Consider the following 21,486-nt stretch of genomic DNA (forward strand, 5'->3'; position numbering starts at 1 on the left):
AGCCGCGCATCGCCAAACCGACCCAGCCCGTAGTCCATCCCAGACATCGCTCACTCCCGCGAATCATCGTTCAACTCACGGAATCAGCGATCAAATTCCTTCGCAAGATGTGCGAATATGACAGCCGTAAGAACGGGGAGAGGGGGAACAGACGCCGTTGCCCGCTTCGGCCCAGGCTCGTCGCGCGCTATTCACACTCGCGCAGCACTTCGCGCGCGATGGTCATCTTCATCACTTCGGTGGTGCCTTCCGCAACCTGTGCGATGCGGCTCTGGAAATAGAGCTGGCCGAAGCGGTTTTCCCTGAGCACGCCGAGCCCGCCATGGATCTGGATGGCGCGGTCGATGACCCGGCAGGCCGCGAGCGGGGCGAAACATTTCACCATCGCGGCTTCCTTGCGCGCATCGAGGCCGCGATCGAGCATCCAGGCGGTCTTGTAGACCATCAGCCGCGACTGCTCGAGATCCATCTCCGATTCCGCGAGCATCCATTGAATGGCCTGCCGTTCCGCAAGCGGCTTGCCGAACGTCTCGCGCTCCCGCGCTCGCTTGGCGGCCTGCGTCTGCGCCCAGCGCGCGGTACCGGTCAGGCGCGCGCCGATCACGGTGCGGTTGCGGTTGAGCTGGTCCATCATGTAGCGGAAGCCCATGCCTTCCGCACCGAGCATGTTATTCGCCGGGACGACGCAATCCTTGTACTGGTAGTCGCAGCTCCGGCCGAGATAGGTGCCGGGCGCCATGGTCTCGTATTCGCGGAGCACCGAGACGCCGGGATTGGGATAATCGACCAGGAACAGGCTGATCCCTTCATAGCCCTTGGTCGGATCGGTCACGGCATAGCACAGCAGATATTTTGGCGTGATGCCCGGATGGTTCGGCGGCGGCGCCCAGCGCTTGATGCCGTTGATGATGTAATTGTCGCCGTCGCGAACGGCGGTGGTCGTTATCCCGGCCGCGTCGGAGCCCGCTCCCGGCTCCGAGATGTTGATGTGGTAGAACTTGTCCTCTTTGAGGATAGGATAGAGGTACGCTTCCTTCTGCCAATCCGGCGCGACGTAAAGCGCGGGATGCGGATCGAGAAAGCCCGACCAGGTCGCGAGCAGGCCATGCATCACGGGCGACTTAACGATCTCCTCGTAGACCAGGCACTTCGCAATCGTCCCGAGCCCCTGCCCGCCGGCTTCCTTCGGCACCGCCAATCCCCTGAAACCGTATTCACGGAATTTCTGCACCACGCCCATGAAGATGTCGTGCGGCACGGCATAGTCGTCCGTTCCCCAATCATTCTCGAGCGGGCGGCAGACTTCCTCCACGAACGCGGCGGCCCGAGCCTTGATGTCGCGTTGTTCCCTGGACAGTTCAAAATCCACTGTTATCTCCAAGCCTTGTTTGCAAGGCCGGAGCCTAGGTCGGCTGGGTCAGGGCGATTATGGCTTGGAGAGCCAATCTGGTTGGCTGATTGCATCAGGCCGGAAGACCTTGCTAGCTTCGTCCTTCGCGTCCCTCGATCAGGCCGCGTTGTTTGGAAAGCGCGCCCGCCATCAGGTCGACCACGGTTCGGATGCGCGGAACTCGCGAAACAGGTCGGCATCTCCCCAGTGGCTCAGCCATCTCCGGCTGAGCAAGCGCAAGTCGATGCGCCACGGTTGGCCTGAACCGGCGGGCATGGCACGGTCCCATAGGAACAGAAAACGCAGCAATCGCCTGGCTTGGGCTTCAGGTGAGCACCGCATGCCTTGCAATCGTAGAAGAACCTGCAGGCATCCAGCGGCATGATTTCCATCTCACGATATCCGCAGTGTGGGCATGTGATGATGGATTGCAGAATAAGCGAGTTGTCCTGCATCGCCGCATCCCGCCAGAGGTAGTCTCGAAATCAGCGCCAGCAGTATAGCGCCGATTTGGCTTCCACGGGACGAAAACGAGATTGCGGATGACGCGGGAAGGGACGGCGCGCCACAAGGCCGCGCTTCTCGCGAGCAGAATCCGATCAATTAGATTTCGTCTAATCGGAGCGATGACGTCCGGGTTCGTCGTCCACGTGGCGGGTTCCCGTGGCGACAACTTCTAAGCGTCACCTTTTCCGGCCGTAATGGACGATGCTTGATCCTGGCGCGGCGGGATTCATGATCGCGCCTTCCGATGGCTCCAGGTCACGAGCGAAAGTAACATTGCGACAAAATTATCTAATGATTGATTCAAAACTAATTGCTTCAATGATTTCAAAACAAATGGTCGCTCTGCGTACTAACTACTCTCGGCGCAAGCTTGATTGCATTTCTGCATTTTGCCAACGTCACGACGAGCGACTCACATCGCTTCTACAAAAGAACGGCAAATTTTTGGAGCGCTCAACATGGGAACGGGCGCTCCGATGCAACTGAGCTAGCCGTTCTATATTCGAGGTGACCACCTATGTCTTAGGGGCACCTTCACGATTGTGTGCGTGTGCGTTTGTGGCGTCTCGTCGAGTCTGAACCTCAAGAACCTAAATCCACGACGCGCTGAGCTCACGCCACAACAGGCTGAATCTGCAAGTGACTCATCCGGAAAGAACGAACTGCCTGCGCAGGGCATTTTCTGCGACCAACGTGGGCTTGGCCGTTTCTCAGCTAGAAATTGCGCGCTGTCACTCGATGGTCCGTTGGTTCTGGGCTGGGAGGCTGCTGGACCGGACAAGCCTTGTTGCTTCGTGCAACGACCGCACGGCAGCGTTTCGATCATTGCTGGTGTGTATCGGTTCTATCCGGCTACGCCCACGCCAGTTGCAGCAGCATGTGCCCGCGCTATCAGCATCACCACCGGCACACGCCGAACGAAAAACTCCTTACAAAAAGTTTCAACAGGCCTGGCGAATGGGGGCAAATACCGCATGTACGTGATCATTGATGATCGAGAGAACGTTGCAACCGGCTACATCGGCGGCTTCGATCGTGAAGGCATTTCTTCTGTTGGATTTTCGCCAACGGAGTTCTTGGAGTGGCTGGAATCTGCGGGCGACGATGAGCTGTCGGCCATTGACGCTTTTCTTCTTGGAGATTGTGATACTCGCGCCACCTTGCCCCGCACTGTCCGCAAGCGCTGCCGTGCGCCGATCATCGCGCTCAGCAACCAGAGAATGCTTAAGCACACGGTCGAGCTCTTTGAAGCTGGCGTGGATGATGTCGTCCATATTCCAGTCCACCCACGCGAGATCCTGGCAAGAACTGCCGCGATCTCCCGCCGCAGTCTCGGAATATCGGTCCATGGCAGGCAAAGTGCGATTCGAGTCTTCTTTGACGGGAGAGATCCGGAAATTGGAGGAGCCGTCATGATGCTGCCGCGTCGCGAGCTCCGTATCCTGGAACACATGGTTGGTCAGCAAGGGAAATGGCTGACCAAAACGCAGATCTTCAATGCGGTTTATGGGATCTTTGAGGAAACGTTCGATGAAAACGTGATCGAAAGTCACGTAAGCAAACTGCGCAAGAAGCTGCGTGACCGTCTCGGCTACGACCCGATCGTCTCCAGGCGGTATATCGGCTACCGTCTCGATACCTCAACAGGAACGTCCGAAGATGATGCGACGCGAGATCTCCAAAACCTTGGCATCCTGGCCAAGCAAGCGCCATCGAGACTACGACCTATCTTCACTTGAAAGAGCGAGATCATCATTCAGGACAGGTAACGCATCGCCACGAAAGTAGCCGCATGACCAACGACGCGTGGTGTCTGCGCAGATTTGGTAACGAGCTAGCGCAAGCCCTGCCCGTCACCGCAGCACGCGCAGACATCCCATACTGAACGGCGGGTTTGCGCGACGCGCAGGTCCGCCGCTTATCGCGTACTGCTTCGAAAATGCATCCGTAGAACGGCACGATTTGTCCGATCTCGCGCGAATCCTCTGGAGACGCTCCGTAACGTGAACATCATTCTTCAAATGCTCCCCGAACCTTTCGGCTTGTGACAGCGACAATGTCGTTGTCACTGACGATCCAGATTGCGTTGCTGCGGTGTGTAGTCTGGTCCAATCGGCGGATGATTAATGAAGTCAGTGTTGCTTGCCAGGGAATTCAAACGATCAGCAGACAATTTCTTAATGGCCGACGCATTAGTGGGGCGGAAAGACATGCAGTTGAGTTGAGCCTCGAACCAAAGCGACTAGCGAATCAGGACGCTAATGAGGTGCGCACCGCGAAACTGCTCGCAAATTCTTTGAGTTGGGTCGATCATGACGTTAGCACGCGAGACGGTTGAATTATTGGTTCAGACGGCGAGGATTTGGCACTTCGAAGGTAGTCGGCACGGGCTGCGCGATCGCGAATGGATGGCCCTGCGTTTTCTTGCTCGCGCGAACCAGTTCTCACGGACTCCGTCGGCATTGGCCACTTTTGTCGGCACCACCAGGGGCACCGCATCTCAAATCGTCAAGGTTCTCGAGAGAAAGGGATTCCTGGTACGCAAACCTGCCGCGGAAGACAAACGCTCGGTGATCCTGTATGTGACCGCGAAGGGTGAGAAATTTCTCGGGCATGATCCGGTCAATGTTCTCGTCAAGGCGATAGCCGTACTCAGCGTCGATCGCCAGACCAGCTCTCGCGATGCGCTCCGCCAGGTGCTCGACTGGTTGGATATTACCCAGCAACGACATCATGCGGACATTTGCAGGGAGTGCACGTTCTTGACGGAGAATAGTGCCGACGGCGCGACAGGCAACGCCTGCCCACAATTCACATGTCGCTTCTTTCGCGCAGCGATTACAGCGGACGAGACTGCGCTATTATGCGCGACCTTCGAGCGCGGCCGGCGATAGATTCATCTGACGTTGGCGGAGAGAGCCAACGAAGAGCGCCGCAGCCTCGAGCTGCCGCAGACGATGCTTGGAATGCAAACAATTTTAGTCATCTATGAGGCAGCTCGAATCAACAATCTTCATTGCCCGCATGTTAGCTCGTCACCATCAACTCCTCGCCGCCAAGGGCGAACGTGCCGACGAGACCCATGATCATGACGACGTTCTATTCGTTAATCAATGAAGTGCAAAATACAACGACATCCGGGTCGACGAAACGGCAGCTGAGGGCTCTCACCCGCATAACAGACTTGTTCCTTGCCGGGTCTGGTCGCTACTCCAAGCAGCAGATCAAACTGTTTGACGAGATATTCAAAACCCTCGTTGCCGTGATCGAGTTGAAGACCCGCGTCAGGCTGGCTCGGCATCTCGCGGCTGACTCGAATGCGCCGGCAACGTTGGTCAGAGCACTTGCATCGGATGATGCTGTTGCCGTGGCGGCTCCGGTCCTCAGTCAGTCGGATGCCCTTAGCGAATCCGATCTTGTCGCCTGCGCCAGCACCCAAAGTCAGGGCCACCTTCACGCAATCGCGCAACGTCGAACAATCAGCGAGGCGATCACGGAGTTACTGATTCTGCGCGGCGAAGCCGGCGTGGTCCACGCGGTTGCGAGCAACCCGGGCGCCCGCTTTTCGGATGGCAGCTTCGGCGAGCTTGTCGCTCGATCGAGCGAAGATACCCAGCTCGCGCTCCATGTCGGGACGCGGCATGACATCCCCAGACATCACTTCCTGAAACTTATGGAAACTGCCTCTGCTTCCGTGCGCAGCAAGATCGCCGCCGCAAACCCGCAATTTTCCGACGCCGTGCATGATGCTGTGACGGAGGTCATCGACGACATAAATCTGGAGGTCCGCAATCAGTCTCCGGATCACGCGAGGGCAAGGAAGAAGGTAAAGCGCCGCAAATACTGGAAGGAACTCGGAGAAGCGGATGTTCACGCCGCCGCCCGAGCGCAGGATTTTGAAACGGCTGTCATGGCGTTGTCCGTCCTTGCAGCCTGTCCCATCGAATTGGTCGAACGGGCAGTTCTCAATGACAATCCTGGTACCGTGCAACTTGTCGCAAAAGCCGGCGGATGTTCCTGGGCAACGGCCAAGGCATTGCTGCTGATGAGAGTAGCGGACCGCAGGCTAACCAAGATCGATCTTGATCAAGCGCGGGACAGCTTCGAGCGGATCGAGCTCCGAACGGCGAGACGTGTGCTTGAATTCTACAAGGCACGCCGTGACGCGCGCACAAGCGAAAGCCATCCAATCGCGCCGAGCGAATCCGCGCCCCTGGCGGTCGCCATGATATAAGTCCGCTAGAGCGTGATGACTTTTCTTCGGATCGTCATCCCGCTCTAGCTCTTTGTTTGAGCATGATCTTTTTCGGAAAACCGGTCTCCACTTTTCCGGATCATGCTCTAGAACAGGCGCCGGCCATTCGGAACTGGCCGCTCAGGCGCAACGAGCACCACGCGGCCTTGTTCATCGGGAAAGCCCAGCGTCAGCACTTCCGACTGGAACGGGCCGATCCTGCGCGGCAGCAGATTGACCACGCAAGCCACCTGCCGACCAATCAATGACTCCTGGGAATACAGCTCGGTAAGCTGCGCGCTGGACCGCTTCGTTCCAACCTCGGGGCCGAGATCAATCGTCAGTTTCCACGCCGGCTTTCGCGCTTCCGGAAAATCAGCCACGTCAACGATCGTGCCGACCCTGATGTCGATGGCCAGGAACTCGTCGATCCCGATCGTTTGCGTCATGTAAAGCTCGCGCGGCAAGGGTGTTTCCCGCGCGCATCCCGCAGGGGGTCCCAGTCGTTCCCGTTGATGGCGGAGAGGGAGGGATTCGAACCCCCGATAGGCTTGCACCTATGCCGCATTTCGAGTGCGGTGCATTCAACCACTCTGCCACCTCTCCTGGTGCCAAAAAGGTGATTCCTCACCCTCGCGGTCGGGGCGTGTTCTAGGCGAGGATGCCGGGGGAGACAAGGCGCCGGGAGAAGATTTCCGCACCGCCGAAACCGGCCGAAAGGAGGCGAAATGGAGCATTTGACGGTGAAAGCCAACGGGGCGGCGTTCCATGTCGCCCGGATCGGGGCCGGCAAGCCCCTGCTCTTGCTGCATGGCTGGCCGGAATTCTGGCTGACCTGGGAGCCGGTCATGGCGCGGCTTTCCGACCGTTTTGCGCTGATCGCCCCCGACCTGCGCGGCTTCGGCGACAGCGACAAGCCGGACGGCCCGTACGGGCCGGAGCAGCATGCGGACGACATGCTGGCGCTGATGGATGCGCTCGGGATCGAGCGGGCCGGCGTGGTCGGCCATGATGTCGGCGGCGCCGTGATGCAGCCTTTGGCACGCAAGGCGCCTGCGCGGATCGCGGGGCTGTTCTTTTTCGATTTCGTCTATCCCGGTATCGGGCCGCGGATGGCGGCGCCGGATAGGCTGAACCACATCTGGTATCAGTCATTCCACCAGATGGAGATGGCGCCAAAACTCGTCGGCGCGACGCGCGAGAGCTGCTGCCTCTATATCGGGCATTTCCTCAAAGGCTGGTCGTATCGCCAGGATGCGTTCGACGATGTGCTGGACACCTTCACCGACAACTTCCTGAAAGCGGGCAATCTCGCCGGCGGCTTCGCGCATTATCGCGCCGCGCACGCCGCGCGCGTCAAGATGATGCAGGGCGAGGCACCCTCATTGCCTGCGATCATCGTGCCGACCTGCATCCGCTGGGCCGAGCACGATCCGCTGTTTCCCTATGCCTGGACCGACCGGCTCGGCGAGACCTTCACCGACCTCGATCTGAAAATGTTCGAAGGCGTCGGACATTTTCCGCATCGCGAAGCCCCCGATCGCGCAAGCCTTGAGATCTCCACGTTCTTTTCGCGCATCGGATGGATCTGAAGCGGGAGAATCAGGTTAGAAAGAGTGGGTGGGACCGCCAGACGCGACAAAAATAACTGGCGGTCCCGTGCCGCCTCATCAAAATGCTGGCCGGGGAAGTGCGGCTTCGCCGGTCAGCGGAGCGACGCCGCCACCGTAGCAATGGGCGCGGAAACAGCCAACGCAATGTCGGCCTTAACCTAACCTTTAAACCTTACTGCACCCGGATTTCCGGAGATTCGCCCGTAAACCTACGGAAAGATGACGGCGGTGTAACGGGAAGCTGCGGAAACTGTAGAGCGGGCAAAGGCGCTCTTGCGCCGTGCCCACCATCCAGCGTCGCGCTCGCGATGGTGGTCACGCTTCGCTTTGCCCACCCTATGCATCTGCCCATCGTCACGCGCTCTTCTTCGCTTTCTTCTCGCCGTTGTCCTTCTCGTCCTTCTCGCCATTCTTGGCGTTCTTGCCGTTCTCCTTGCGGCGGTTGGTGAAGCGCGCATTGCCGAGACCGGTGCCGATCGTCAGCACGCCCCAGCGCTCGACGTCCTGCATGAAGGGAACTTCGGAAAGGCCCTGCACCACGCCGTCATTATGCATGACGATCGCGGTGTCGTGGTCGCCGATCGCTGGGATCGCCGCGACCAGGCTTGCTGGCAGGTTGAACTTGCTGCTCTCCCAATTGCCCGGCAGGTTCTGCGCGCCCTTCTCGATCGAGCCGTCCTCGTCGATCACGCCGGGACAGGCAATGCCGATGAAGGGCGCGAGCTTCAGCCCATCGGTCTCGGCTTTCGCGATCAGGTCCTGCAGCATCTCGACCAGATGCTCCACCGCAGCTTCCCGGGTCGGGGCCTCGTCGGCATGGCGCCACAGTTCGGATTTCCACACGGTTGCCTTGGAGAGATCCGGCGCCTTCTTCCAGCGCGTCTCAACCACGCCGCAGCGGATGTTGGTGCCGCCGATGTCGACCGCGAGGATGCTGTCATGGGCTTCGAAGATCCATGAGGGCGCCAGATGCAGGCAGCCGATCAGTCCGGCCTCGTCGGGGTGATGGCGGATCGGCTGAAGATCAACCTTGAACTTCTCGTCCTTGAGGATGATCTCGGTGCGCGCGATCGCAAGCTCGCCAAGCCTGGAGTCACGGAAGCCGCCGCCGACCACGATGCGCTCGGTCTTGGCCCAGGCCTTGGTCTTGAGGAAACGCCGCGTCACATAGGCAAGTTCCAGCGCGAACTCCTCGATCGCGCTGTGGACCACGGCGGAGGCCTCGGTGTCGTCGCCGATGAGCATTGAATCCAGCGTCTTCTTGTTGACCTGTTCGGAGGGCTCGTCGCCGAACGGGTCCTCACCGGTTTTGCGCAACGGCTTGCGCCAGCGGTCGAGAATCTTGCGGAACGCGCTCTTGCTGGCGCGGTCGCCGAGGAAACCCTCGTCGTCCTTCAGTTCAATGTTGAAGCTGTCGACGTCGACCGACGGCAAACGCGTCGCGCCGTGGCGGGCGATCCCCGTTGTCAATACCAGTTCGTCGGCCATGAAATCCTTGCCCCGGTTGGAACCCGGGGATAACGGCCTGAAACGGGTTTGGTTGCGCCCAAGCTCGCGGCAGATTTAGGCCGCAAGCCGCAAAATCCTGACGACGTCGGCCGGCTCGCGGATCGGCTGCGGATTCGAGCGGGTGAAGATCGACAGCATCGCATTCTTGCCGATCAGCTCGAAGCGGTCCTCGCCCACCCCGACATCGGCCAGTCGCCGCGGCAGGCCGAGTTTCGCGATGAAGCCGGCGAAAGCCTCGCCCGCATCGAGCTCGGGCGCGCCAAGCGCTGCCGCGATCTTCTTCTGCGCCTGCTCGGTCGCGGGACGATTGTAGCGCAGCACGCTCGGCATCATCACTGCGGTGCAGAAATAATGCGGCACGTCGCAGGTGCCGCCAAGCACATGGCCGATCGCATGGCTCGCGCCCATCGGCACCCGCGCCTGCAGACCGAACGCCGACATCCAGGAGCCCAACTGGCAATTGACGCGCGCCGCTTCGTCGTTCGGGTCGTCCTTGGTGCGCGAGAGGCCGTCATGGAGATAGCGCAGGCCCTGCAGGCAGACGGCATCGACCAACGCATTGCCGCGGATCGAGCAGATCGCCTCGATACCGTGATCCATCGCGCGGGTGCCGGAGCCAAGCCACAGCTTCTCCGGCGTGTAGCGCGTGATGGCGGGATCGAGGATGATGGTGCGCGGCATCATCATCGGGTGATTGAATATCTGCTTCAGCTTGCGGCGCGTATCGGTCACCAGGGTGCCGGAATTGTACTCGCCGCCGGACAGCGTGCTCGGAATCGCGATCATCCGCACCTTCGGCGTGCGGAACGGGCCGAAGCGGCGCTCGGGCGTGGTCTCGAAACCATCGAGCCCGGAAGGATCGAAGATCTCGTGCTCCATGCACATCAGCACGATCTTGGCGGCATCCACCACCGAACCGCCGCCGATCGCAACCACGAGATCGGCGCCCGCTTCCTTGGCTTGCTTTGCGGTCTGCACCACGACATCGCGCGTGGTGTGCTGCGGGATGCCGTCGAAGGTCGACGCATATCGATTGCCGAGGGCTGTGCGGATCTTCTCGATCTCGTCGGTTGTGGTGTTGAGCGTACGACTCACAATCAAATAGACGCGCTTGGCGCCGAGCCGCTCGGCCTCCTCGCGCAGCGCTTCAGCCGCGGGCTTGCCATAGATGACGAAATCCATCGAAGGATATTGATAGCTGCCCGCGCTGTGCATGTTCGGCTCCCTTGATCTGGCATGTAACCGACGTCAGGCCTAGAACTTGGTGAAATCAGGCGGCCTGCGCTCGGCGAAGGCTGCAAAGGCCTCGCGTGCTTCCGGCGTCTTCAGCCGCTCCTTGAACAGGCTGCCTTCCTCGGCCATCCGCGCCGCGATCCGCTCATGGTCGCGCATCAACTGCTTGGTGAGGCTGAGCGAACCGGCCGGCCGCTTGGTCAGCGCGATCGCGGCATCGCGCGCCTTCTTGCGCAGCTCTGATGGCGGCACCACGGCATTCGCGAGCCCGCAGGCCAGCGCCGCTGATGCCTCCATCGGCTCGCCGAGCGCGAACATCGCATACGCCCGCGCATGGCCGATCCGGAGCGGCAACAGGAAGCTCGAGGCTGCTTCCGGCACCAGCGCCAGATTGACGAACGGCGTGATCAGCCGCGCATTGTCGGCGAGATAGACGAGGTCGCAATGCAATAGCATCGTGGTGCCGACGCCGACGGCATTACCCTGCACGGCAGCGACCAGCGGCTTCCTGGCCTTGCCGATGGTATCGATGAAGCGATGCGCGCCGCCCTCGACGGCGTTGCTGCCGTCGCGGGCCTGGCTGGCGAAATCGGCGAGGTCGTTGCCCGCCGTAAAGCTGTCGCCGTCGCCCTGGAACAGGATCACCCGGACCGAGCCGTCGCTCTCGGCGCGGTCGAGCGCGTCCGACATCGCGTCATACATGGCCGTCGTGAGCGCGTTCTTCTTCTCGGGACGCTGCAACGTCACCGTCATCACGCCGTCGGCGATCTCGGTCTTGACATGCTCGCTCATGATTTGCTCTCCGGCTCGCCGTTACCACTTCTCGCCGAACGGGCGGATTTCCAATTCGAATGTCCAGGCGCTCTTCGGCTGCTGGTAGAGTTGCCAATAGGAAGCCGCGACTGACGCCGGCGGCATCAACAGATCGGGATCGTCGAGCGCGTTGGGGCCAAGGGCTTCGATGCGCCGCTGCCGCACCCATTCGGTGTCGACGCCGGAATCGATGATGAGATGGGCAACGTGGATGTTCTTCGGACCGAGCTCGCGCGCCATCGCCTGCGCCACCGCACGCAGGCCGAACTTGGCGCTGGCGAAGGCCGCATAACCCGGCCCGCCGCGCAAGGATGCGGTGGCGCCGGTGAAGAAGATGTTGCCCTGGCCCCGCGGCAGCATCAGCCGCGCTGCCTCGCGGCCTGCGAGGAAGCCGGAATAGCAGGCCATCTCCCAGACCTTGCGGAACACGCGCTCGGTGGTCTCCAGGATCGGGAAATTGACGTTGGCGCCGATGTTGAAGATGCAGACCTCCAGCGGCGCGTGCTTGTCGGCATCGTTGAGGAAGGAGATGATCTCCTCCTCCTTCCGCGCATCGAGCGAGCGGGCATGAATCTCGCCGCCAGCCGCCTCGATATCCTTCACCAGCGGCTCGAGCTTGGCGCCATTCCGTCGTCCGGCGAAGATCGTGAACCCTTCGGATGCAAATTTCTTGGCGATCTCGCCGCCGATATAATCGCCGGCCCCGATGACCGCCGCCGTCGCATTTCTCTTCTGCATTGGTCTCTCCCGACTGCTGATTGGAAATGAATTGATGTCGCTGCGCGCGCTCAGGACGTGCGCAGCGACTCCGCCAGTTTGTGCTTCAATATCTTGCCGGTCGAGGTCGCGGGCAGCGCCTCGAGCAGGATGATCTCCGACGGCCGCTTGTAGGAGGTGAGCTGCGGCGCGACATGGGCCATCAGGTCCTGCGCCGTCGCCTTGGAGCCCTTGAGCAACTGGACGAAGGCGACCACTTCCTCATTGCCCTCGACCGGCCGCCCCACCACGGCGCACTGCACCACGGCGTCATGGGTCGAGAGCACGGCCTCGATCTCGGCCGGATAGACGTTGAAGCCGGAGCGGATGATCATCTCCTTGGTGCGGCCGACGATATAGAGGCAGTCGCCCTCGAAGCGCGCGAGATCGCCGGTGTTGAACCAGCCATCGGGATCGATCGCCTTCGCGGTGAGATCGGGTGCGCGGTAATAGCCGCGCATGACGTTGGCGCCGCGGACATGGAGCTCGCCAACCGCGCCGCTCGCAACGAGCTTGCCATCCCGGCCGACGATCCTGGCCTCGAGACCGGGCATCAGCGTGCCGACCGCATGGTCGGCTCGCGGCGTCTCCGGCCGGACGCCGGAAATTCCGGGCGAGCATTCCGTGATGCCATACCCGTTGAGCAAAGGCAGCCCGAGCTCCTGCTCGACCCGCGATTTCAGGTCGAGGTCGAGCGGCGCGCCCGCGACCGAGATCAGGCGCAGCGCGCCGCGGTTCAACTTCGAGAGACCTGTCGTCCGCTTGTATTCGAGCAGGCGCTGATAGGTGGCGGGAACGCCGTTCAGGATCGTGATGCCTTCCTCCGCCATCGCCTGCACCAGCGCCGCCGGATCATACTTCGCGACCAGGCGGACGGTGGCGCCGGTCATCAGCGTCATCGTCAACAAGGAGATGCCGACGATGTGCGAGATCGGCAGCACGCAATATTGCACGTCGTCCGACGTCATATTGCGCAGCGCCGCGGTGGTCTGGGCGCTGAACAGGAGATTGCGGTGCGTCAGCATCACGCCCTTCGGCGTACCCGTGGTGCCCGAGGTGTAGATGAGGACCGCGACCTGGTTGGCGCCGTCGGCTTTGACCGGCTCGGGCGAGGTCGCCTCATTCAGCGCGGAAACGCCGATGCCATAGAGCGGTCCAACATCCTGCACCGGTGCGCCGTAGCGCGCGGCATGCGCGGCTGCTTCCTTGGAGACGTCGGTGGTGAAGAAGGCGCGACGCGTGCCGCTGTGATCCTGGATCTGCTCCAGTTCGCGCGGCGACAGCCGCGGATTGACCACGATCGCCCAAGCATCGAGCCGGCTCGCGGCGAACAGAAGGCAGGCGAGCGGGATCGCATTCTCGCTGACGATCATGATGCGGTCGCCGGCGCGGACGCCGAGCGCACGCAGTGCGTCCGCGGTGCCGCCGATAGCGCGGTCGAGTTCGCGATAGGTGAGGCTGCCGCCGTCATCGATCAGCGCCGTGCGATCCGGCGTCGCCGCGACATGCCGGTCGATCACTTCATGAATCCGGTTCGGCAGATTTGCCAGAATTTCGGCCGCCGGGGCCGCCTGCTCCAATATCGTCAATGCCACCTCCCGCCGCCGCGCCCCTTGTCTCGGGTCTTGTCGCGAATTGGTTTGCTCAGATTCCCTGCCGTCTCGCGCAGCCTTTCGCTGCCGCAAGCTGCGCGACGATCTCTTCCTCGACCTCGCGCAGGCGATCCTTGCCGAAGAACATCTCGTCGCCGACGAAGAAGGTCGGCGAGCCGAACTCGCCGCGTGCCACCGCGTTCTCTGTGTTCTCGATCAGCTTCTTCTTGACGTCACCCTGCTGGATGCGGGCGATCACACGATCGATATCGACGCCGGACGAGAGGAACGCGGCGCGGAAGACCTGCGGATCATCCATCTTCTTCGGCTCGACCCACATGTGGTGGTAGGCGGCGCGGAAATAGGACTCGAATAATCCCTCGAGCTCCGCGGCGATCACGCCGCGCATCAGCATCAGGGTGTTCACCGGGAAGAACGGGTTCGACTTGAATTTCGTGATGTGGTGGCGCCGCAGGAAGCGCTCGGTTTCCAGCGCGTTGTATTCGGCCTTGTTCTTGATCCCGCGCAGCGAGTCGAACGGCGACATGTTGCCGGTCGCCTTGTAGACGCCGCCGAGCAGCACCGGGACGTAGTCGAACTTCACGCCGGTGCGCTGTTCGATTCCCGGCAGGACAAGCTCGGCGAGATAGGCGTTCGGGCTGCCGAAATCGAAATGAAACTCGACCTTGAGCGGAGCAGCCATCGATTGCCTTTCCTTGTGCGGAGCGGCCCGTCGCCGCCATCGGTTGCGATCCCGGCTTTAAAGTTCTATTTTAGAACTGTCAATAGCGGATTGCGCCCTGCGGTAACGGGCGGCGCACAAACGGTTGAACAGGCCTCAGTGCCGAATTAGAATGAAACCTGCTTCGCGGACCGCAGGTGACTGGAGACATTGATGAAATGGGACACGCTTGAAGAGGAGCCGTGCTCACTGGCCCGCACGGTGGCCGTGATCGGCGACCGCTGGAGCCTGCTGATCCTGCGCGAGTGCTTTCTTCGCAAGCGCAGGTTCGAGGCGTTCCAGTCCTCGCTCGGCATCACCCGCCATCTGCTCGCCGAGCGGCTGAAGAAGCTGGTGCGCTTCGGCGTGCTGCGCCGGATTCCGTACCAGGAATCGCCGAAGCGCTACGAATACATCCTGACGCAGAAGGGCCTCGACCTCTATCCGATCATCATGTCGATCGTGCACTGGGGCAACATCCACATGGTGGACTCGCGCGGCCGCCCGATGCTGCATCAGCACAAGAACTGCGGACACATGTTCGACCCCGTGATGGTCTGCTCGGAATGCGGCGAGCCGCTGTCGGCCAAGGCCGTCCATGTGCATCCAGGCCCCGGCGCCCGCCAGACCTCGCCGGTGCACGCCATGGCGGCGGATGATCCGAAGGCGAAGGCCAAGACCGAGAGCTGACTGGGGCGCGGTAGCCCGGGTGGAGCGGAACGCGTAACCCGGGGCCGGTGGTTAACCCGGGTTGCGCTGCGCTCCACCCGGGCTACGGGCCGGAAACCTGGCTCGAACCGGGCTAAAATCGCTCCAAATCCTTCATTTTGGGCCGGTTTTCGGCCCGTTTGCCTTGACTCCTGGCGCTTGGCCGCTATAACGGCGGCCAATCCGGCGTGGGATTTCTCGCGCCGTTTGTTTTTGCGTGAATTCCGGGGCACGTCCCCGCGCCGCGCGAAAATCGTAACCCATAGCGACTGAACAAGAAGCCGGCCCGGGGGATACCCCGAGGACGGGATCGAACACGAAGGAATAAAACGATGTTCGCAGTCATCAAAACCGGCGGCCGGCAGTACCGCGTCGTTCCGGATGATGTTCTCGAGATTGGCAAGATCGCCGGCGATGTCGGCACGATCGTGCAACTTGGCGAAGTTCTGGTGGTCGGCGGCGAAACGCCGATCCTGGGCGTGCCGACGGTGGCCGGCGCTTCGGTGGCAGCCGAGGTGCTGCAGCACAAGCGCGGTCCGAAGGTGATCGCGTTCAAGAAGCGCCGCCGCAAGAATTCGCGCCGCAAGCGCGGCTATCGCGATGAGCTGACGGTGCTGAGGATCACCGAGATCCTGACCGACAACGCGAAGCCGACGATCGGCCCGCGGCCGAAGAAGGAAAAGATTGCTGCAGCGCCCACTGAGGATGCTGCATAAGCCTTCAAGAACGCGACGTTAGAGAAATGTGATTGTCACGTATCAAAAGTTGAAGCGTGACAAAAAGTGAAATGATTCCGTCAAGGAATTGATCTAGAGAATTACTGCAGTTGGAGACGAGCTATGGCTCACAAAAAAGCAGGCGGTTCATCGCGAAACGGACGTGATTCCAAAGGCAAACGCCTTGGCGTCAAAGCGTTCGGTGGCGAGCTCGTGATTCCCGGTAACATCATCGCGCGTCAGCGCGGCACCACCTGGCATCCGGGCCTTAATGTCGGCATGGGAACCGATCATACCCTGTTCGCCAAGGTCGAAGGTCGTGTGGAGTTCCGCGCCAAAGGCAATGGCCGCACCTTCGTATCGGTAATTCCGGTGCTCGAGGCTGCAGCCGAATAGACGGTGGACGATATGAGTCCGCCGGATCCTGTTGAACCGGCGGGGCTCTAAGAGGCTCCAGGGGAGGCGGGATACCGGCCTCCCCTTTTCTGTTGCGCGTGTCCCATGTGGGGCCACGCGCAGGGATCGAAGCGTAGCGTACCGTTATCGCATCACAGGAGCCCGACATGCTGCAGGATATCCCGACCCCGATATTGCGCGAGTCGAGAGGTTGCGTCCTCGAGACCGAACGGCTGACCTTGCGCAAGCCGACGCTCGCGGACGTAAAAGCAATTGCGCATCTCGCCAATGATCGTCGCATTGCAGAGAACACCCGCCGCCTGCCGCATCCTTACTTGAGCGAGCATGCGGTCGAATTCGTGCGTGCGACTGCCGGCGGAGGCGGCGAGACCGTGTTCCTGATCGAGAACAGCTCCGCGCCGGTCGGCATGGTCGGCATCAACTGGCGCGAGCCTGACGCGCCGGAGCTTGGCTACTGGCTCGGCGTCGAGCATTGGGGCCAGGGCTTTGGCACCGAGGCGGCGCGCGCGGTGATCGACTACTTCTTCGAGGAATTCGACCACGACCACCTGTTCTCCGGCGCCCGCGTCGCCAACCCGTCGTCGCGCAACATCCTGGAGAAGTGCGGCTTCCAGTGGAGTGGCGTCGAGCTGCACCGCTTCGAAGCGCTCGGCTCCTCCACCCCGGTCGACTGCTTCCGCCTCTCGCGCGGCGTCTGGTCGTCGCTGAAGAGCTGGGGCTCATCGTTGCGGCGGGATCGATAACACGCAGACGGCGTAGGGTGGGCACGCTTCGCTTTGCCCACCTACGTCACAGCATCCTTAGGGCTACACCGGCGGGCTCACCACCGGCTCTTCCCGCCCCAGCTTCTGCTCGCGCAGGAAGATGTAGAGCCCGGCGCCGATGATGATCGCAGCACCCACGATGGTGGCCCAGGACGGCACGTCACCCCACACGACGAAGCCGAAGATTACAGCCCAGACGATCATCGAATATTGGTAGGGCACCACCACGCTTGCCGGCGCCAGCTTCAGCGAGCGGTTGACGCAGAGCAGCGCGGCGACCGAGATCAGGCCGGCGACGAAGAAGATAGCGAGGCTGCCGGCATCCGGCGTCACCCAGCCGAATGGCGACAGTACGGCGCCGAGCAGGAATGTGCCGCAGAACTGCGACGAGGTCAGCACGATATCGGGCGTTGCGCGCAGCGAGCGCGTGATCAGCATCAGGACCGCGAACGACATGCTGCCGCCGAGCGCGATCATCGCCGGCAAGCTCACGGTTTGCGCTGACGGCCTGAGCGCGATCAATACGCCGCAGAAGCCGACCAGGATCGCGCTCCAGCGCCGCCAGCCGATCTGTTCGCCCAGCACCAGGCCCGACAGCGCGGTGACGAAGATCGGACCGGCAAGATAATAGGTGATGACGTCGGCGAGCGGCAGGTAGACGGTCGCAAGGAAGAAGGCGGCGACCTCGAGCGTCGACAGCGTCACCCGCAGCAATTGCAGCCAGGGACGCTCGAGTGGGAAGAACGCCGCGCGCTGCTTCCAGATGATCGGCAGCAGCACGGCCAGTGCCGCACAGGCGCGCAGCCACAACAACTGTCCGACCGAATAGGTCGCGACAAGGAATTTCCCCATCGCATCGCCGAACGAGAACATGAAGATCGACAGCAGCATCAGGGCGATGCCGGCAAGCCGGGCGGAGCGATCATCATAGGCGGAAAGTTTTGCGAACAGGGTCATGGATGACTGGGATGTGTCTCGTCATGGCCGGACTAGAGCATGATCCGGAAAAGTGGAAACCGGTTTTCCGAAAAGATCATGCTCAAACAAAGAGATGAGATCATGATCCGATTCCATCTAATCGGATCATGATCTAGGCGGAATCGATTGCCGCATCAACATCGCTGCGATACCGATACATCACAAAACAATTCTTGCGAGGAAAGCCCTGATATGACTGACTTCGACCCCGCCCAACACCGCATGGTGCAAGCACAGCGCTGGTTCGAAGATTTCACATTGGGCGAACGTTTCGTGATCCCGAGTCGGACCCAGACCGAGGCCGTGTTCGCGGCGTTCCAGACCGCAAGCGGCGATACCCATCCGATCCACTATGACGTCGAATATTGCCGCGCCCGCGGCATGCCACACCTGCTCGCGCACGGCTTTCAGACCCTGATCCACACCGCGCCCGGCGCCGGGCTGTTTCCGTTCATTGTCGAGGAATCCATGATCGGCTTTCTCGAACAGTCGAGCCGCTTCCTGAAGCCGGTCTATGCCGGCGACACCATCTATCCCGCGCTTGAAGTGACCGAGCTCGTGCCCGGCCGCACCACCGGCGTCGTGACGCTGCGCTCCACCGTGTTCAACCAGCGCCGCGAACTGGTGCTCGAGGGGATGCAGAAATTCTTGATCCGACGGCGGCCGGCTTAATCTAAAGAGATACACCTTCGTGCTCGAGCAGCCAGCGCTTGCGCTCTAACCCGCCGCCATATTTGACCAACGCGCCATTCGCGCCGATCAGGCGATGGCAGGGCAGCACGATGCTGATCGGGTTCGAGCCGTTGGCATGGCCGACCGCGCGCTGGGCGTTGGGCGCGCCGAGCTTCGCCGCCATCGCGCCATAGCTCATCGTCGTACCCACGGGGATCTTCGCCAGCGCGGTCCAGATCTTGTTTTGGAACGCCGTGCCGGCGACGCGCCACTGGATGCTGCCGAGGCGATCGAGATCGCCCTTGAAATATTCAGACAGCGCGGCGCGGATATCCTTCGGCGCACGCGCCTGTTTCAGGGCCACCGCGCCATAATGCAGGCGCAGCAGCTCGTTCATCCGCGCCTCATAGTCCTCCCAATCCAGCGCGCGGAGCACGCCGTCGTCATCGGTGACCAGCAAAGCTATCCCGATCGGCGTTTCCACCCGATCCAGACCGAACGTTGTGGCCGGCTTCGTCAGTTTGTCGCGAACAGGCATCTTCATCCCGGATAGCTGGGCGCCGGCATCTTCCCTGCGCGGCGTGCCAGCGTCCACCCGATTTCCGGGGTTGGGCCCGCACCCTACTTTGGTCGACTGATATCGCTCGGCTTTTCGGCCCGACTCCACCTTGCATTGCAGCAAGGGTTCCTCCACTATCGCCGCTAGCGGTGGCATCCGGCGGGCCTTGAACCTGATGGAGAAGATCATCGGCACAAATCACAACCATGAGGAAGCTGCGAATGAGGAACGGGTTTTTGCATCTGGTCACAGGGACGGCGCTGGCATTCGCGCTGTCGGTTTCAGCGGCCAATGCCCAGAAGAAATACGACCCCGGCGCCAGCGACACCGAGATCAAGGTCGGCCAGACCGTGCCGTTCTCCGGTCCTGCATCGGCCTATGCCTCGATCGGCAAGACCCAGGCCGCCTATATGAAGATGATCAACGACCAGGGCGGCGTGAACGGGCGCAAGATCAACCTGATCCAGTATGACGATGCCTATTCGCCGCCGAAGGCGGTTGAACAGGCGCGCAAGCTGGTCGAAAGCGACGAGGTACTTCTGACCTTCCAGATCGTCGGCACGCCGTCGAATGCCGCGGTCCAGAAATATCTCAACTCCAAGAAGGTGCCTCAGCTTTTCGCGGCGACCGGCGCCTCGAAGTTCACTGACCCGAAGAATTTCCCGTGGACGATGGGCTTCAATCCGAACTACTTCGTCGAGGGCCGCATCTACGGCCAGTACATCCTGAAGAACCATCCGACCGCCAAGATCGGCATCCTCTATCAGAACGACGACCTCGGCAAAGATTACCTGAACGGCATCAAGGCCGGCCTCGCCGACAAGGCGGCCAGCATGGTGGTGGCGGAAGCCTCCTATGAAGTGTCCGATCCGACCGTGGATTCGCAGATTCTCAAGATCAAGGATGCCGGCGCGGACCTGTTCTTCAGCGCCACCACGCCGAAGCAGGCGGCGCAGGCGATCAAGAAGATCGCCGAGCTCGGCTGGAAGCCGGTGCAGATCGTCGACATCAACGCGACCTCGGTCGGCGCGGTGATGAAGCCCGCAGGCCTCGAGGCCGCCAAGGGCGTGATCAGCGTCAACTACGGCAAGGATCCGCTCGATCCGACCTGGAAGGATGATGCCGGCATGAAGAAGTATTTCGAGTTCATGGCCAAGTACTATCCGGAAGGCGACAAGGATTCGAACTTCAACACCTACGGCTACTCGACCGCGCAGCTCCTGATCCATGTGCTCAAGGAGTCCGGCGACAATCTCACGCGCGAGAACGTGATGAAGCAGGCGTCTAGCCTGAAGAACGTGCAGCTCGACCTCTCGCTGCCCGGCATCGTCGCCAACACTTCGCCGACCGACTACCGCGTCAACAAGCAGCTCCAGATGATGCGCTTCAACGGCGAGCGCTGGGAGCTGTTCGGCCCGATCCTCGAGGACGCCGGCCCGGCGGGTTAGTCAGCGAGCATCGCAAGACAAACGATCGGCGGCCTTCGGGCCGCCGATTTCGTTTTGAACGTTATAGTGGCGCGCTTTCTCAACGTCATTGCGAGCGCAGCGAAGTAATCCATGCCTCCGCAAGTGGAGAGATGGATTGCTTCGCTTGCGCTCGCAATGACGGGAGCTGCGTAGGGTGGGCAAAGCGCAGCGTGCCCACCATCCACGGTCGGTGCAAGAAAGGTGGGCACGCTTCGCTTTGCCCACCCTACGGCTTGGTGGCTTACTTCGGAATCTCTCCGAACGTCTTTCCGACCGGGAGCACGGCGTGGCGGATCAGGCGCGAATCCTCCACTGCGGCCTGGCGGTGCTTCACTGCTTCGCGATAGACGGGATCGCGGATCATCTCGACGAAGGCGGCGACGCTTGGGTATTCGGCGATGAAGCAATGGTCCCAGTGTTCCTCTTGCGGCCCGATCAGCATCAACTCGAAACGACCCTGCCAGACGATGCGGCCGCCGAGTCGCTCGAACACCGGCCCGCTCTCGCGGCCGTAGGCCGCATAGGCTTCCGCGCCCGTGGCCTTGCGGCCGTCGGGATAGGCGGCCCATTCGCGCAGGCGAACCAGATTGAGCATGTGGATCGGCCCCGGCCGATCGCTCTCCCTGAACTGCGCGAAGACTTCCTTGGTCGGATCGATATGGCCCATGTGTCTCTCCCTTGTTGGTTTCGTCATCTTTACCATGCTCTGCTGAACCTCCTCCGAATGAGTGGACACCTGTAGTAGGCTCATTGAGCCCGGAGGTGTTGAATGGAACGTCAACGTCGGTCATTTACCGAAGAATACAAGCGCCAGACCGTCGAGCTGGTGTTGTCG

22 protein-coding genes and 1 tRNA gene are annotated in these 21,486 nt (G+C 61.3%); 10 read left to right on the plus strand and 13 right to left on the minus strand.

What is annotated here, in order from left to right; genetic code table 11:
* Positions 1 to 187: 187 nt before the first annotated feature.
* Positions 188 to 1,369, minus strand: coding sequence for an acyl-CoA dehydrogenase family protein (locus tag ACZYOF_RS32860; protein ID WP_463718385.1), 1,182 nt, complete (start codon positions 1,367 to 1,369; stop codon positions 188 to 190).
* Between the two features lie 233 nt (positions 1,370 to 1,602).
* Positions 1,603 to 1,845, minus strand: a complete 243-nt coding sequence (locus ACZYOF_RS32865; RefSeq protein WP_463718386.1) for a GDCCVxC domain-containing (seleno)protein — start codon at positions 1,843 to 1,845, stop codon at positions 1,603 to 1,605.
* A gap of 1,026 nt (positions 1,846 to 2,871) precedes the next feature.
* Here ACZYOF_RS32865 and ACZYOF_RS32870 point away from each other — a divergent pair.
* The 3 genes from ACZYOF_RS32870 (at position 2,872) to ACZYOF_RS32880 (ending at position 6,131) form a co-directional block, all read left to right on the plus strand.
* Positions 2,872 to 3,636: a response regulator transcription factor gene (locus tag ACZYOF_RS32870; protein WP_130578770.1), complete on the plus strand. Its 765-nt coding sequence runs from the start codon at positions 2,872 to 2,874 to the stop codon at positions 3,634 to 3,636.
* Positions 3,637 to 4,209: 573 nt separating this feature from the next.
* The gene (locus ACZYOF_RS32875) at positions 4,210 to 4,791 is read left to right on the plus strand and encodes a MarR family winged helix-turn-helix transcriptional regulator (protein WP_463718387.1); all 582 of its coding nucleotides are present in this window, start codon (positions 4,210 to 4,212) and stop codon (positions 4,789 to 4,791) included.
* 194 nt (positions 4,792 to 4,985) lie between these two features.
* On the plus strand, positions 4,986 to 6,131 hold the full coding sequence (locus ACZYOF_RS32880) for a DUF2336 domain-containing protein (RefSeq protein ID WP_463718388.1): 1,146 nt from the start codon (positions 4,986 to 4,988) through the stop codon (positions 6,129 to 6,131).
* 107 nt (positions 6,132 to 6,238) lie between these two features.
* Here the strand turns inward: ACZYOF_RS32880 and ACZYOF_RS32885 are convergent, their stop codons facing one another.
* Positions 6,239 to 6,580, minus strand: coding sequence for a tRNA-binding protein (locus ACZYOF_RS32885; RefSeq protein ID WP_463718389.1), 342 nt, complete (start codon positions 6,578 to 6,580; stop codon positions 6,239 to 6,241).
* Positions 6,581 to 6,647: 67 nt separating this feature from the next.
* Positions 6,648 to 6,737 (minus strand) — tRNA-Ser (locus ACZYOF_RS32890).
* A 122-nt stretch (positions 6,738 to 6,859) separates the two neighbouring features.
* Here ACZYOF_RS32890 and ACZYOF_RS32895 point away from each other — a divergent pair.
* A complete protein-coding gene (locus ACZYOF_RS32895; protein ID WP_463718390.1) occupies positions 6,860 to 7,723 on the plus strand; it encodes an alpha/beta fold hydrolase in 864 nt (287 codons plus the stop codon).
* A 375-nt stretch (positions 7,724 to 8,098) separates the two neighbouring features.
* Here the strand turns inward: ACZYOF_RS32895 and ACZYOF_RS32900 are convergent, their stop codons facing one another.
* The 6 genes from ACZYOF_RS32900 to ACZYOF_RS32925 form a co-directional block, all read right to left on the minus strand.
* The gene (locus ACZYOF_RS32900; protein WP_463718391.1) at positions 8,099 to 9,232 is read right to left on the minus strand and encodes an ROK family protein; all 1,134 of its coding nucleotides are present in this window, start codon (positions 9,230 to 9,232) and stop codon (positions 8,099 to 8,101) included.
* 75 nt (positions 9,233 to 9,307) lie between these two features.
* Positions 9,308 to 10,468 (minus strand): iron-containing alcohol dehydrogenase, encoded by a 1,161-nt coding sequence (locus ACZYOF_RS32905; RefSeq protein ID WP_463718392.1) that lies wholly within the window; start codon positions 10,466 to 10,468, stop codon positions 9,308 to 9,310.
* Between the two features lie 39 nt (positions 10,469 to 10,507).
* On the minus strand, positions 10,508 to 11,278 hold the full coding sequence (locus ACZYOF_RS32910) for an enoyl-CoA hydratase-related protein (RefSeq protein ID WP_463698819.1): 771 nt from the start codon (positions 11,276 to 11,278) through the stop codon (positions 10,508 to 10,510).
* Positions 11,279 to 11,299: 21 nt separating this feature from the next.
* Positions 11,300 to 12,037 carry an SDR family oxidoreductase gene (locus ACZYOF_RS32915; protein ID WP_130580946.1) on the minus strand — a complete coding sequence of 246 codons (738 nt, stop codon included), beginning with the start codon at positions 12,035 to 12,037 and terminating at the stop codon, positions 11,300 to 11,302.
* 50 nt (positions 12,038 to 12,087) lie between these two features.
* Positions 12,088 to 13,644: a class I adenylate-forming enzyme family protein gene (locus tag ACZYOF_RS32920; RefSeq protein WP_245476435.1), complete on the minus strand. Its 1,557-nt coding sequence runs from the start codon at positions 13,642 to 13,644 to the stop codon at positions 12,088 to 12,090.
* Between the two features lie 55 nt (positions 13,645 to 13,699).
* Positions 13,700 to 14,350 carry a 2-hydroxychromene-2-carboxylate isomerase gene (locus ACZYOF_RS32925; protein ID WP_130580947.1) on the minus strand — a complete coding sequence of 217 codons (651 nt, stop codon included), beginning with the start codon at positions 14,348 to 14,350 and terminating at the stop codon, positions 13,700 to 13,702.
* 192 nt (positions 14,351 to 14,542) lie between these two features.
* Here ACZYOF_RS32925 and ACZYOF_RS32930 point away from each other — a divergent pair, with 192 nt between their 5' ends.
* The 4 genes from ACZYOF_RS32930 to ACZYOF_RS32945 all read left to right on the plus strand — a co-directional run bounded on the left by ACZYOF_RS32930 (position 14,543) and on the right by ACZYOF_RS32945 (position 16,952).
* Complete coding sequence (locus ACZYOF_RS32930; protein WP_130580948.1) at positions 14,543 to 15,058, plus strand: winged helix-turn-helix transcriptional regulator; 516 nt, start codon at positions 14,543 to 14,545, stop codon at positions 15,056 to 15,058.
* Between the two features lie 350 nt (positions 15,059 to 15,408).
* On the plus strand, positions 15,409 to 15,792 hold the full coding sequence (gene rplU, locus ACZYOF_RS32935) for a 50S ribosomal protein L21 (protein WP_130580949.1): 384 nt from the start codon (positions 15,409 to 15,411) through the stop codon (positions 15,790 to 15,792).
* Between the two features lie 123 nt (positions 15,793 to 15,915).
* Positions 15,916 to 16,188, plus strand: a complete 273-nt coding sequence (gene rpmA / locus ACZYOF_RS32940) for a 50S ribosomal protein L27 (RefSeq protein WP_027583052.1) — start codon at positions 15,916 to 15,918, stop codon at positions 16,186 to 16,188.
* A gap of 167 nt (positions 16,189 to 16,355) precedes the next feature.
* A complete protein-coding gene (locus ACZYOF_RS32945; RefSeq protein WP_463718393.1) occupies positions 16,356 to 16,952 on the plus strand; it encodes a GNAT family N-acetyltransferase in 597 nt (198 codons plus the stop codon).
* A 63-nt stretch (positions 16,953 to 17,015) separates the two neighbouring features.
* On the opposite strand, the gene ACZYOF_RS32950 is transcribed toward ACZYOF_RS32945, so the two are convergent.
* Positions 17,016 to 17,930, minus strand: coding sequence for a DMT family transporter (locus ACZYOF_RS32950; RefSeq protein WP_463718394.1), 915 nt, complete (start codon positions 17,928 to 17,930; stop codon positions 17,016 to 17,018).
* A 213-nt stretch (positions 17,931 to 18,143) separates the two neighbouring features.
* Here ACZYOF_RS32950 and ACZYOF_RS32955 point away from each other — a divergent pair, with 213 nt between their 5' ends.
* Positions 18,144 to 18,623, plus strand: a complete 480-nt coding sequence (locus ACZYOF_RS32955; protein ID WP_028162430.1) for a MaoC family dehydratase — start codon at positions 18,144 to 18,146, stop codon at positions 18,621 to 18,623.
* 1 nt (position 18,624) lies between these two features.
* Here the strand turns inward: ACZYOF_RS32955 and ACZYOF_RS32960 are convergent, their stop codons facing one another.
* Positions 18,625 to 19,161: a methylated-DNA--[protein]-cysteine S-methyltransferase gene (locus ACZYOF_RS32960; protein WP_463718396.1), complete on the minus strand. Its 537-nt coding sequence runs from the start codon at positions 19,159 to 19,161 to the stop codon at positions 18,625 to 18,627.
* Between the two features lie 242 nt (positions 19,162 to 19,403).
* Between ACZYOF_RS32960 and ACZYOF_RS32965 the strand changes: the two genes are divergently transcribed.
* Entirely contained in the window at positions 19,404 to 20,630 is a 1,227-nt protein-coding gene (locus ACZYOF_RS32965) for an ABC transporter substrate-binding protein (RefSeq protein WP_282531374.1), read from the plus strand.
* Positions 20,631 to 20,892: 262 nt separating this feature from the next.
* Here the strand turns inward: ACZYOF_RS32965 and ACZYOF_RS32970 are convergent, their stop codons facing one another.
* Positions 20,893 to 21,318, minus strand: coding sequence for a DUF1330 domain-containing protein (locus ACZYOF_RS32970; protein ID WP_463718395.1), 426 nt, complete (start codon positions 21,316 to 21,318; stop codon positions 20,893 to 20,895).
* Positions 21,319 to 21,486: the final 168 nt, after the last annotated feature.

This window comes from Bradyrhizobium sp. LeoA1Lang, assembly GCF_055413685.1.